Genomic DNA, 12584 nt, shown 5'->3' with positions numbered 1-12584 from the left:
GATGATCATTCCGGCACTGGATTTAATTGAAGGTAACGTTGTCCGTCTTCATCAGGGCGATTATCACCAGCAGCGCGACTATGGCAACGATCCGCTTCCGCGTCTGCAATCGTATCAGCAGCAAGGGGCGGAAATGCTGCATCTGGTTGATTTAACCGGGGCAAAAGACCCGGCCCGGCGCCAGCTGTCGCTGCTAAAAACGCTGCTGGCTGGCGTAAGCGTGCCGGTACAGATCGGCGGCGGTATTCGCCATGCTGCCGACGTTGAAGCACTGCTTAATGCCGGTGCCGCACGGGTGGTTGTCGGCTCCACTGCCGTGAAAAATCCCGACGAAGTGGCCCGCTGGTTCGCCACTTTTGGCGGGCAGCATATTGTGCTGGCACTGGATGTGCGCATTGATGATAACAACCGCAAAGAGGTGGCCATCAGCGGCTGGCAGGAAGCGGCCGGCGTGACCCTCGAACAGGTCATCGAGCGGTTTGCTGCTGAGGGATTACAGCAGGTACTTTGTACTGATATATCGCGCGATGGCACCCTGCAGGGCGCCAATGTCGCCCTTTATCAGGAAATCACCGCACGTTTTCCGCAGGTGGCCTTTCAGTCATCCGGGGGTATCGGTTCCCTCGCCGATATTGCGGCCTTACGCGGCAGCGGTGCGCGCGGCGTCATTGTCGGCCGGGCGCTGCTGGAGAATAAATTTACCGTTTCGGAGGCTATCGCATGCTGGCAAAACGTATAATTCCCTGCCTCGACGTTCGCGATGGTCAGGTAGTAAAAGGCGTGCAATTTCGCCATCACGAGATTATTGGCGATATCGTGCCGCTGGCACAACGCTATGCCCGTGAAGGCGCCGATGAGCTGGTATTTTACGATATCACCGCATCATCCGATGGCCGGGTGGTGGATAAAAGCTGGGTGGCCCGGGTAGCGGAAGTGATTGACATTCCCTTCTGTGTCGCCGGCGGCATTAAAAGCGAACAGGATGCTGCACACATCCTCTCTTTCGGCGCTGACAAAATCTCGCTCAATTCCCCGGCGCTGGCGGATCCGACGCTGATAACCCGCCTTGCGGATCGTTTTGGTGTGCAGTGTATTGTCGTCGGTATTGATAGCTGGTACGACAGTCACAGCGACAGTTACCAGGTTAATCAGTATACCGGTGATGAAAAGCGTACCCGCGTCACTCACTGGCAAACCCTCGACTGGGTTAAAGAAGTACAGCAGCGCGGTGCCGGAGAAATTGTCCTGAATATGATGAACCAGGACGGCGTACGCAACGGCTACGATTTGCCCCAGCTCAAGCGCGTGCGCGAGGTATGTCAGGTGCCGCTGATTGCTTCCGGTGGAGCCGGTACCATGGCGCATTTTCTGCAAGCCTTTCGCGAAGCGGAAGTTGACGGTGCGCTGGCAGCCTCGGTGTTTCATAAACAAATTATTAATATCGGCGAGCTGAAAAGTTACCTCGCCGAACAGCAGGTGGAGATTCGCAGGTGCTAACTGAACAACAACTGGCAGCGCTGGACTGGGATAAAACTGCCGGCATGATGCCCGCTATCGTGCAGCATGCCGTTTCCGGTGCGGTTCTGATGCATGGCTATATGAATCAGCAAGCGTTGCAGCAAACGCTGCAATGTGGTCAGGTCACTTTCTGGTCACGGAGCAAACAGCGTTTATGGACTAAAGGCGAAACCTCCGGTCATTTTCTCAAGGTCGTCAGCATCACACCAGACTGCGATAATGATACGCTGCTGCTGCTGGTCAATCCGGCAGGCCCTACCTGTCATCGTGGTACCACCAGCTGCTTTGCTCCCGCCGCCAGCGACTGGGATTTCCTTTATCAGCTTGAACAATTGCTGGCAGAACGCAAACACGCCGATGCCGCCAGTTCCTACACCGCCCGCCTGTATGCCAGCGGCACAAAACGCATTGCGCAGAAAGTCGGAGAGGAAGGCGTAGAAACGGCGCTGGCCGCCACCGTGCACAACCGTGAAGAGCTGGTTAACGAAGCCTCAGACCTGATCTATCACCTTCTGGTGCTGCTGCAGGATCAGGATCTCAATCTGAGCCGTGTGATCAATACCCTCAGGGAAAGGCATAAATAAGTCCTGTCAGGCTGGCGGTCCGCTCTGTTTTCGTGGCTACCAGCCCGGCCGAAATAAGGCAACTGACTGGCTGTACGCCTGGCACCCTTCCCCCCTTTAGCTTTCACCCGCAACTGAGGCTGATTGTTGACCCGACGCTGTGCCAGCGTAACCGGGAAATTGCCTGCAATGCCGCAAGCCTGACCTGCTCGCTGCTGCTGGATGCCAGCGACTACCTGCGTATCGCCAGCCCCGGTGAAATAGAGATCATCAAAACCAGCGACCCGGCGTAAGCCGGCCGGCAAGTCCCTGCCGGAACCCCGCTTGCAGTCTGGTTTAAAGCAAAAAAAAGGCTTCCCGCAGGAAGCCTTTTTCGCCAGCAGCTGAAGATTAATCCAGCCACTCGGTGTGGAACACACCTTCTTTATCAATGCGCTTATAGGTGTGAGCGCCAAAATAGTCACGCTGTGCCTGAATCAGGTTCGCCGGCAGTACCGCTGCACGATAACTATCATAATAAGCAATCGCCGCGGAGAAAGTCGGGGTCGGGATACCGTTTTGCACCGCATAAGCCACCACGTCGCGCAGCGCCTGCTGATATTCATCGGCAATATTTTTGAAGTATGGCGCCAGCAGCAGGTTAGCAATATCGGCATTATCGGCGTAGGCATCGGTAATTTTCTGCAGGAACTGGGCGCGAATAATACAGCCAGCCCGGAAAATTTTAGCAATTTCGCCGTAGTTCAGATTCCAGTTATATTCGGTTGACGCCGCACGCAGCTGCGAAAAACCCTGGGCGTAAGACACGATTTTACCCAGATAAAGCGCGCGACGAACCTTTTCAATAAAGCCAGCTTTGTCGCCGCTAAACGGCTTCGCTTCCGGGCCGCTCAGCACTTTTGACGCCGCCACACGCTGCGACTTCAGCGAAGACAGATAGCGTGCAAAAACCGATTCGGTGATCAAAGACAGCGGCTCGCCCAGATCCAGCGAACTCTGGCTGGTCCATTTTCCGGTACCTTTATTTGCCGCTTCATCGAGAATCACATCAACCAGGTAGTGCCCCTGCGAGTCTTTTTTAGTGAAGATATCTTTGGTAATATCAATGAGATAGCTGCTTAACTCACCCTGATTCCATTCACTGAATGTTTTGGCTAATTCTTCATTATTTAAGCCCAGCGCCCCTTTCAGCAGCGAGTAGGCTTCAGCAATCAGCTGCATATCACCGTATTCAATGCCATTGTGGACCATCTTAACGTAGTGGCCGGCACCGTCCGGACCAATATAGGTAACGCAGGCTTCACCTTCAGCGCGTGCCGCAATTTTATCCAGAATCGGGGCCACCAGCTGATAGGCTTCTTTCTGGCCGCCTGGCATGATGGATGGCCCTTTCAGCGCGCCCTCTTCACCACCGGAAACGCCGGTGCCAATAAAATTAAAGCCCTGGTCAGACAGCTCTTTGTTACGACGGATAGTGTCTTTATAGAAGGTGTTACCACCGTCAATCAGAATATCACCTTTGTCCAGATGCGGCGTCAGCGAAGCAATGGTCTTATCAGTGGCCTCACCGGCCTGCACCATCAGAAGAATACGGCGGGGTTTTTCCAGTGAATCAACAAACTCTTCAATACTGTAGTAAGGTGCCAGCTTCTTGCCCGGGTTTTCTGCCATCACTTCTTCTGTTTTTTCCCGCGAGCGGTTAAAGATAGACACAGTATAGCCGCGGCTTTCAATGTTCAGGGCCAGGTTACGCCCCATCACTGCCATACCCACAACGCCAATCTGCTGCTTGGACATTACATACTCCTGTCTGAAGGTTTCTAAGATGTTACCTGTAACATCTCATGAATAAGTAAAAGGTATGCTAACTCAGCTGGCTTATCAAGAGGTAGTTATTGGTGCGCACAATCCGTCGTTTTGGTCGATTCACCACCAGACAAGACCGCGTCTATTCAGCCATATCTTGTTGTATCGGCTCAGCACGCCAGCGGGCATTCATCACAAACGTCACTTAAGCGGAAGCCGTTGAATGATCGCAAGCTATTACAAAAATAGCTATCGGCAATCGCCGCCATTAACCGGATACATCAGACAAGTTTATGCCGTGTTTAAAACCAGTAATCTGCGTTTATTCTGCCCGCCGCTAAACACAGATTTGCCGCATGACTGCCCGCAAACAGACAGAATATATCGCAGAAATCCAGTGACAAAAAAGCCTGCTGGCAACAGCAGGCTTTAACAATGACAGTGGCTTAACGGAAGCCTTGCGGATTCTGTGACTGCCACTTCCAGGTATCGCGCATCATTTCATCAATCCCCCGGGTCACCCGCCAGTCCAGCTCTTTATTGGCCAGTGATGCATCCGCCCAGAATGCGGGCAAATCGCCGGCACGACGCGGTTTAATCTCAAAAGGAATCGTTTTTCCTGACGCTTTTTCAAAAGCGTGAATCATCTCCAGCACCGAGAACCCCTTACCGCCCCCCAGATTGTAGGCTTTATAGCCTTCAATTTTATTCAGGTGGTCCAGCGCCTTGAGGTGCCCTTCTGCTAAGTCAACCACGTGGATGTAATCACGCTGACAGGTACCGTCCGGGGTAGCATAATCGCCACCAAAAACCCCCAGTTTATCCAGCCTGCCAATCGCCACCTGGGCAATATAAGGCAGCAGGTTATTGGGTATACCGGTTGGATCTTCGCCAATTTCACCGGATTCATGGGCACCAACCGGATTAAAATAGCGCAGCGCAATTGCCTTAAACCTGTCCTCTGCCGCTGCGAAATCACGCATAATCAGTTCAATCATAAACTTCGAGGTGCCATACGGACTGGTAGTGCCACCAATTGGCATGCTTTCCACATAAGGCACCGGCGCATCTGCACCATAAACGGTTGCCGAAGAACTGAAAATAAAATTCCAGACGCCCGCGTTACGCATCTCTTCCAGCAGTACCAGCGTGCCGGCTACGTTATTCTGATAGTACTCCAGCGGCAGCCGCGTCGATTCCCCTACCGCTTTCAGCGCGGCAAAATGAATAACGGCACTGATATCATAACGGGCGAACAGATCGCGCAGACATGCCCGATCGAGCACATCACCTTCAACAAAATCTACTTTTTTATCCGCGAGTTTTTCAACCCGTCTGAGCGCTTCACGTGATGCATTGTAAAGATTATCCAGCACCACGACGTCATCGCCACGCTGTAACAACGCCAGCACGGTATGAGAGCCAATGTAACCTGCGCCCCCGGTAACCAGAATCGCCATTTTATCTCCTTTAACCTGATGTTATTGAGCGATGGCCAGAATCAATGGCTTTTTGCCAGGGTCTTTTTAATCTCTTCGCGGAACGCCCGGCCCTGACTATGATTGCGCAGACCATAAGTGACGAACGCCTGCATATAGCCGAGCTTACGTCCACAGTCGAAGCTTTTTCCGGTCATCAGATGCGCTTCAACCGGCTGGCGGGCATTCAGGGCCGCAATCGCATCCGTCAGCTGGATACGGTCCCAGGCGCCAGGTTCGGTTTTCTCCAGCTCAGGCCAGATATCGGCAGAAAGTACGTAACGGCCGACCGCGGTCAGATCAGAATGATAAGATTCCGGGTGCTCCGGTTTTTCAACATAATCGACAATACGACTTACCTGACCTTCGACTTCCAGCGCTTCTTTAGTGGTGATCACCGAATATTCACTCAGATCGATATCAGGGTAACGTGAGGCCAGCACCTGGCTGCGACCAGTTTCTTCATAGCGGGCGATCATCGCCGCCAGGTTGTAACGCAGCGGATCGGCGGTAGCGCCATCAAGCACCACATCGGGTAAAACGACCACAAACGGTTGATCGCGCAGCATCGGACGCGCGCACAAAATGGAATGTCCTAATCCCAGCGGCTGCGGCTGACGCACGTTCATAATAGTCACGCCGGGAGGACAGATTGATTGTACTTCGCTCAGCAGTTGCCGTTTAACCCGCTGCTCCAGCAATGCTTCCAGCTCATAAGAGGTATCAAAGTGGTTTTCAACCGCATTTTTAGAGGCATGGGTTACCAGTACAATTTCCTTAATACCGGCGGCGACAATTTCATCCACTATGTACTGAATCATCGGTTTATCCACGATGGGCAGCATTTCTTTCGGGATCGCTTTTGTTGCCGGAAGCATGTGCATACCGAGGCCCGCAACCGGGATAACTGCTTTAAGAGTGGTCATATCTTTCCCATCTGAATGAATGAAAATAGTCCATCGATTATGCAATATGGAATGGATTACGTATCATAATCTTAATCCGAAAAATTAGCGCTGGATCACATCTCATCGGGCGTGAATCCTGTCAAAACTCCCTGCAACAGGCCAGATTCCTGCGGCTGGCGATGAGTGTCGCGCACGGCTTGTGCCGGTTTTACTACGGTTTAAGCACCGTTCACTTTTCATCAACGGCTGCCATAGTAACGGATTGCCGGCTGGCCGAAACACGCTTTTTATGGGCGATACAGGCAAAAGCTGTGGCCTGTCGTCGGTTTTCCGCTGAAAAAACCAACCGCCGCGGCTCATGTATCCGGGTGAAAAAACCATGCTGGCAGCAAATACAGCTGATTATGATCGATAACAAAGACAAGGAGTATAAATAGCAGCGTGACCAGCAGCCACTGCCGCGCATAGCGCAAAAAGGTAATTCCGGTGACCGGTCGAATAAAGACAGGATGGACAATCACTGACAGTAGCAGCTGAGAAAGCGATAGCATCAGGGCAACATAACGGATATCCGGATAAAACCACAGGCTGGAAAGCAGGCTAATCATCACCAGGCTGGCAATGAGATTCCAGTAAAAATCCAGATGCGTCAGGCCATTTGCCTGTGCAATGATGCCGGTTAAGCCACTTATCGGGCGCAGCATAGCAAAAAGCAGCATGAGCGGTACCAGCTGATAGACCTGTTGGTGGGCGCTGCCATACAGTATGCGGGCTATCAGCGGTGAAAATAGGCCGATAGCCAGATACAGCCCGCTACTGACCAGACTAATCACAAAGGTGCTGCGTAAAAAAAGCCACTGCATCTGGTCGCGCTGCTGCTGATGGCGGGCAAAAAGTGGCAGCAGCAGACGATTCATTACCGGTAAAAGCAGTTTAAGGGGTTGCAAAACCAGCTCTCTGACCAGCGAATATACCCCCACCGTATCAGCACCCAGTAATTTGCCGACGATCAGCGAATCTGCCTGGGTTCGCAGCTGAATAACGCTCTGCGAACCCAGCTGAAACACCCCGTAGCGCAACGCATCCACGGCCGTATGCCGGTCAAACTGCCAGCCAGGTCGCCAGTGGCGTTCGCCAAAGCAGACCATCAAAAGGAGGCGGCTCAGTGCGTTAATAAACAAACCAAGAATGAGGGCAGAAACCTGCAGCCTGGTCAGATAGAGCATGGCGAGAGTAGCCACGAACGCCAGCAATTTACTGACGATCTCAATTTTTGCCAGTGCCACCATGCGCTGCTCTTTAACATAGTGCGCCTGATATTGAGAAAGATGGCCGAGTAACAAAAAATTGAGGCTGGTCAGCGCGACCAGCCCTGCAAGATCGTCGATCTGATAGAACCAGGCGATCGGCCAGGCCAGTATTATCAGCCCGAGACCCATTAGCAGGCTGCAAACGACATTAATCCAGTACAGGGTGCTTTGTTCACGTGCGCTAAGGGTCTGGCGGTGAACAAGATAGCCGCCCATTCCGATATCCTGTAAGACCGATGCTAATGCCAGAATCGCATTGACCAGCGCCATAACCCCCAGCTAATAACTATCCAGCCGGCGCGCCAGTACCGCGAGCTGAATCACCTGCAACAGGGCAGCAAAACAGCTCGCGGAGAATAACCATATCGCCTGTACCCGTAGTCGGTTCACCCAACCTGTTCCAGCACCCGCGCCAGCTCGCGATAAGCAACATGCTGATTAAATTCGGTTTCCACCTTTTCACGTGCCGCCTGCACTACCGGAGCAATATCATGTTCACCTTTTGCCAGGCTGAACAGAATATTCGCCAGTGACTGGTCATCGCCTTCAGCTGCCAGCCAGCCAGAACGGTTATTTTCAATCAGTTCGGGGATACCACTGTGATCGCTGGAGACCACCGGCAAACCGACCGCCATTGCCTCCATCAGGGCCACAGGAATACCTTCCATATCCCCATCCTTCGCCGTCAGTGAGGGCAGCAGAAAAATATCTGCCTCATCCAGATAACGTTTAATCTCCTCCTGGGGTTTAAAGCCCAGCAGTGTCACGCAATCGCTCAGCCCTTCACTGGCGATCAGTGCCTCCAGCTTTTGCGCCAGTTCGCCATTACCGATAATGGTGTATTCAAACGCGGCGCCCATCGCTTTCAGCCGGCGGCAGGCTTTGATTGCCACATCAAGTCCTTTTTTTTCGGTCAGCCGCGCCACCGACAGAATACGTAACGGGCTGTGCAGACTATCGCGCGCATGAAAACTGAATTTTTCGGGCTCAATTCCCATGCGGGTAACGACAATTTTTTCCGGCGGACAGCCCAGTTCAATCAGCTTATTTTCCCACAGGTGGCTGATTGGCAGCATCAGTTCAGACTGACTAAACAGCCTCAGATAATCCTGCTTGTGCTCATTAAGAATATGTCGCCGGGAGATATCGGCACCGTGGAACACCGTTGCCTGTTTACCGCGCAGAATACCCAGTTCACGCAGCTTGTTAGCCAGCGCGCCGGCATAGCCAAAATGCACCAGAAACAGATCCGCTGTGTAAGGCTGACGCGTGCGCGCCACGATAGCCGGCAACAACAGCTTGCTGGATTGCGCGCCGTAGCGGGCAATATTCAGGGATTTAAGCAGCGAAGCACGCCATAATGCCGGCAACACAATGCCAAGCCGCTGGCGCAGCTTATCACCATGGGATAACTTCTCTTCCGGCAGCAGGTAATGGGTTTTTTCTGCCAGGTTGTAACGGTCAAAGGCGCCATGACGGTGGACCAAATCGCCGGGAAAAACCGAGATGATTTCCACGTCATAACCGCTATCAATAAAATGCGTTACCTGATTCAGCACAAAGGTCTCTGAGAACACCGGAAACCGCATGGTAAAAAAGGTCAACTTCATAAATCACCCGGATAAATTAGCAAGCGCATTATTAATTTTATCATCGTATGGCCGACGCCAGCAGCGCAATAAACACTGGCTGCCAACGGGAAATAACCGGCCACAAAACAATGAACATGGGCTGTCATGCCAACGACGATCATCAGCACGCAACTTTTTTCTGCCATCACTGGCGTTCAGCATGGTGGCTGCAGGCGGCCCCGCCACCTCTCCGAATCGTTTCAGCCATCAGAATAGAGATAAGCCGGGCGATAGCGCATTGCGTCGCCCGGCGCAACAGCGCAGAATTACGATGATTTAATCGCAAAATAGGGTACGGCACAGCTCTGGCCGTTAATCACCATTGAAATAAAGCCGATGGGCCTTGTGGTCTCTACCTGCTCCGCTTTCAATAACCTTGACGCCAGCAGCAAATCACCGTCTTCATTAGCACCAATGCCAGCTTTACCGTTATGCAGCGCAAAACGTTGTGGCAACGGGCGTCCGTCAGAAGGCGGACTGGCTTTTTCCATCCGGCTGTCAAAGCGCGCGCATCGACCGGCAACAAAGCGATCTTTGGCATTGGTGGTCATCAGAATGCCGGCCACCGGCACCCAGCCGGCCAGGCGGATAAATACCTGGCAGTCGCTGTCATGGGGCGTAACAATGACCACATCTTCAACCGGACAGCTGCCTTCAGCATGCCAGCTGCCTTCAAATTTATGCACCTTGCGCTGCAGGCTGATGATGGCTTTACCGCCGGTGGTACTGTTCGCCATCACGTTTTTCAGTGCGTTTTTATCACTGCCATTGGCATAACCTGACTGGCCAAAAACTTCTATTTCCCAGCAGTCACCGACCTCCGGCGTCCAGATATTGCCCAGCTGATACCAGCTGGTCTGGTTGCTATTATTGATCAGCCGAAAACGTGCGGTGAGAAAATTGTATTTCATACTGCCATCAAGCGCGATGCCATAAGATTCAACCCGGGTCGAGCCCTGCTCCCATGGACTGAGCAGCTGATGTTTTTCATCCCGGCTGTTGTCTATCCAGCTGCCTGCCTGCAGGTTTGTCTGACGCATATTCAGCCGCGAACTGTGGGCAATAAGCGGATTTTTACAAGTTTCAATACTCAGGGCGTCCACAATCCACTGACCATTAGAAATATCTCCGGGATAATCACAATGCTCAATCCAGCCGTTATGAATAATTGACTGGCCGCAGCGCGGTAAATTAAGCACTTTGCCACCGGTACAATATTGTGCATTAAAATTCGACAGCTCGATGGCGGTACTATGATCCCATTTACCCTGCTTAGTATCAGACCAGACCGATTTAATCACATCGCCGCTACAGTGCGTGGCCTACCACTGGTCAATCTTACAATCCAGCGTGTCCATCAGGCTTAGTGCCGTGCCACCAATGTTGATGAAACGCAGGCAGGCGCCGCGGAAAAACTGGCCTGCCGGACATTGGTTATTAAAGAATCCCTGGCTATTTGCGTTTTTATCGGTCTGGCCGTTGATCTGCAGATTACTGATTTCCACCCAGCGGGCATTGACGTTAAAAATAAAATCGTCGCTGCCATCAGAAAGGAGGGTGGTTGCCGGAAAGTAACCAAAATTCACCATCGCACCCGACACCCGGAAGAAACGCGTTGGCTCGCTGGCGAAATTAATTGCGCTGAGAAAGAAGGTGCCGGCGGGAAACTGAATACAGATCTCTTCATCGGCCGACTTAGACCAGGCATACATCGCCCTGACTGCCGGCGCCGCGTTGGTTTTACCATCCGCAATAGCACCAAAATCGAACAGCGTAAGACGGTTAAAATCTTCAACCACCCGCCGCCAGTGAAAATCGGCGCCGGAGGAGATAATTACCCCGCCGTCATCGCTGGCGGGCGACAGGCTACCAATAAACTCACCGCCGCCAACCTCCATGCCGTCATGCCAGCTCTTCAGCTTGATTTTGGCACCCTCAAACAGCGGTCGGGTGTGACGCAGGGCGTCTATTGAGGGTATTTCTCCAATCAACTGATAACCGGTCGGTTCAGCCAGCCTGGCGCCAAACTGTCCGGCATCCGGTCGGGTGACATCGGCAATGTTAAACAGCGTTTTACCCTGATTATCCACCACCGCCATGGCATGCGACGCTGCCGCCAGCAACGCAGCATCATCATCAATAAACTGACTGAAGCTGGTCTGGTTTAGGGTAATCGGCTGCTGAATTTGCGAAAGCTTACCGCTGCGGGTACGCAGATAAACGTTAATCCAGTTTTCCGCTTTCGTCGGATCGCTTCCAGCCTTACCAATATACAGTTTGCCTTCAAAATTCTTCCAGAACTGTGGCGGCATGGTATACAGATTTTCTGGTGTCAGAATCGGCACCTCTTCCTTAGGCAGGCTACCGTCTGGCACGCGCCTTAACGACAGCGACGAGTTAGCGCCCTTTGCGTCACTGGCATAGGCGCTGAGCGAAAGCGTTGCAATCACAGAAGTCAGTGCCGTTTGCAGAAGTTCTCTTCTTTTCATTCAGGCTATCCTGTTTGATTAAGCCCCGCAGGGCGTGAATGAGTGGACCAGAGGCACTGCCGGAAGAGTCTGTCAGTCGGCGTTAAACCAGTGACAGCCAGCTTTGTTTAATCACCTCACCATCAAACTTCAGCGAGGTGGAGCGGGTCTTTTCACACATGGCATAAAACAGTTGGTCGTCGCGGGCAAGCTGGTTCATTCTGGCAACAAACTCCGCTTTATCATTCATGGCAACCAGAAAACCGTCCAGGCCTGGATTAATAATTTCCTGTGGTCCGGTGGGGCAATCATAGGCAACCACCGGAAGCGACCATGATTTTGCTTCCAGTAACACCAGCGGCAGACCTTCATAGCGCGAAGTCATTAGCACCATGTCACTGTCACGGTAGTAATCGTCAATATTGGACACTTTACCGACAAAGCGGACGCTATCGCGGATTTTCAACGCCTGCGCCTGAGCGGTTAACGCCTCGCGCTGCTCGCCATCGCCAGCAATCACCAGCGTCCATGCCGGATTGTCTTTAACAAACTGCTGCCAGATATCGAGCAGTAAATCGAACCCTTTCTGGTTATCCAGCCTGCATACCGCCAGCGCCTGATAGCGACGCTGGTTACGCGGATAATTTTTAAAGACGATCGGGTTGGGAATGGTCAGACTGTTTATTTTCCAGCGACTGAATACCTGATGGTCTTGGTGATGCCTCTAATTGGTTGAATCTGATGTATAATGCGGGCTTTTGAGGTTCTCTTATGGCCAGCGTTAACGTTCATTGTCCCCGTTGTCAGTCTGTTCAGGTTTACCGCCATGGTCAGAACCCTAAAGGCTATGACAGATTTCGCTGCCGTGACTGCCACCGCGTGTTTCAACTCACTTACGCTTA

At 52.4% G+C, this 12584-nt stretch carries 10 protein-coding genes and 3 pseudogenes; 5 read left to right on the top strand and 8 right to left on the bottom strand.

Annotation, left to right across the window (positions count from 1 at the left end):
* Position 1: 1 nt before the first annotated feature.
* The 4 genes from hisA to BL249_RS14365 are packed head-to-tail and all read left to right on the top strand — an operon-like array spanning position 2 to position 2374.
* Positions 2 to 739, top strand: a complete 738-nt coding sequence (hisA, locus tag BL249_RS14380) for a 1-(5-phosphoribosyl)-5-[(5-phosphoribosylamino)methylideneamino]imidazole-4-carboxamide isomerase (protein ID WP_099705513.1) — start codon at positions 2 to 4, stop codon at positions 737 to 739.
* Positions 721 to 1497 (top strand): imidazole glycerol phosphate synthase subunit HisF, encoded by a 777-nt coding sequence (hisF, locus tag BL249_RS14375; protein WP_099705512.1) that lies wholly within the window; start codon positions 721 to 723, stop codon positions 1495 to 1497. The genes hisA and hisF overlap by 19 nt, the downstream gene beginning before the upstream one ends.
* The gene (gene hisIE, locus BL249_RS14370; protein ID WP_099705511.1) at positions 1491 to 2102 is read left to right on the top strand and encodes a bifunctional phosphoribosyl-AMP cyclohydrolase/phosphoribosyl-ATP diphosphatase HisIE; all 612 of its coding nucleotides are present in this window, start codon (positions 1491 to 1493) and stop codon (positions 2100 to 2102) included. The genes hisF and hisIE overlap by 7 nt, the downstream gene beginning before the upstream one ends.
* A gap of 32 nt (positions 2103 to 2134) precedes the next feature.
* The gene (locus BL249_RS14365; protein ID WP_241898894.1) at positions 2135 to 2374 is read left to right on the top strand and encodes a YbaK/EbsC family protein; all 240 of its coding nucleotides are present in this window, start codon (positions 2135 to 2137) and stop codon (positions 2372 to 2374) included.
* 97 nt (positions 2375 to 2471) lie between these two features.
* Here the strand turns inward: BL249_RS14365 and gndA are convergent, their stop codons facing one another.
* The 8 genes and pseudogenes from gndA to BL249_RS14325 form a co-directional block, all read right to left on the bottom strand.
* Positions 2472 to 3878, bottom strand: a complete 1407-nt coding sequence (gene gndA, locus BL249_RS14360; RefSeq protein ID WP_099705509.1) for an NADP-dependent phosphogluconate dehydrogenase — start codon at positions 3876 to 3878, stop codon at positions 2472 to 2474.
* 455 nt (positions 3879 to 4333) lie between these two features.
* On the bottom strand, positions 4334 to 5347 hold the full coding sequence (galE, locus tag BL249_RS14355) for a UDP-glucose 4-epimerase GalE (RefSeq protein WP_099705508.1): 1014 nt from the start codon (positions 5345 to 5347) through the stop codon (positions 4334 to 4336).
* Between the two features lie 41 nt (positions 5348 to 5388).
* Positions 5389 to 6291 (bottom strand): UTP--glucose-1-phosphate uridylyltransferase GalF, encoded by a 903-nt coding sequence (gene galF / locus BL249_RS14350; RefSeq protein ID WP_099705507.1) that lies wholly within the window; start codon positions 6289 to 6291, stop codon positions 5389 to 5391.
* 338 nt (positions 6292 to 6629) lie between these two features.
* Positions 6630 to 7973 (bottom strand): annotated as a pseudogene (locus BL249_RS14345) (oligosaccharide flippase family protein).
* Positions 7970 to 9193 carry a glycosyltransferase gene (locus tag BL249_RS14340; RefSeq protein WP_099705506.1) on the bottom strand — a complete coding sequence of 408 codons (1224 nt, stop codon included), beginning with the start codon at positions 9191 to 9193 and terminating at the stop codon, positions 7970 to 7972. The pseudogene BL249_RS14345 and the gene BL249_RS14340 overlap by 4 nt, the downstream one beginning before the upstream one ends.
* Entirely contained in the window at positions 9190 to 9360 is a 171-nt protein-coding gene (locus BL249_RS19025; RefSeq protein ID WP_158233088.1) for a hypothetical protein, read from the bottom strand. The genes BL249_RS14340 and BL249_RS19025 overlap by 4 nt, the downstream gene beginning before the upstream one ends.
* A gap of 120 nt (positions 9361 to 9480) precedes the next feature.
* Positions 9481 to 11703, bottom strand: a pseudogene (locus BL249_RS14330) (phage tailspike protein).
* Positions 11704 to 11785: 82 nt separating this feature from the next.
* Positions 11786 to 12397 (bottom strand): annotated as a pseudogene (locus tag BL249_RS14325) (glycosyltransferase); the annotation flags it as partial.
* Positions 12398 to 12453: 56 nt separating this feature from the next.
* Between BL249_RS14325 and BL249_RS14320 the strand changes: the two are divergent.
* On the top strand, positions 12454 to 12584 hold a 131-nt coding region (locus BL249_RS14320; RefSeq protein WP_342633895.1), incomplete at its 3' end, for an IS1 family transposase.

Origin of the sequence: Erwinia sp. OLFS4 (genome assembly GCF_002752165.1) — a bacterium.
Taxonomy (GTDB): Bacteria; Pseudomonadota; Gammaproteobacteria; order Enterobacterales; family Enterobacteriaceae; genus Izhakiella.
The sequence above is the reverse complement of the archived record's forward strand: the minus strand, read 5'-3'. Positions and strand labels throughout refer to the sequence as shown.

Coding starts and splice junctions, on each gene's coding strand:
- BL249_RS19025 (WP_158233088.1), bottom strand. CDS start 9,360: ATGGCAGAAAAAAGTTGCGTGCTGATGATCGTCGTTGGCATGACAGCC.
- galE (WP_099705508.1), bottom strand. CDS start 5,347: ATGGCGATTCTGGTTACCGGGGGCGCAGGTTACATTGGCTCTCATACC.
- hisA (WP_099705513.1), top strand. CDS start 2: ATGATCATTCCGGCACTGGATTTAATTGAAGGTAACGTTGTCCGTCTT.
- galF (WP_099705507.1), bottom strand. CDS start 6,291: ATGACCACTCTTAAAGCAGTTATCCCGGTTGCGGGCCTCGGTATGCAC.
- gndA (WP_099705509.1), bottom strand. CDS start 3,878: ATGTCCAAGCAGCAGATTGGCGTTGTGGGTATGGCAGTGATGGGGCGT.
- BL249_RS14340 (WP_099705506.1), bottom strand. CDS start 9,193: ATGAAGTTGACCTTTTTTACCATGCGGTTTCCGGTGTTCTCAGAGACC.
- hisF (WP_099705512.1), top strand. CDS start 721: ATGCTGGCAAAACGTATAATTCCCTGCCTCGACGTTCGCGATGGTCAG.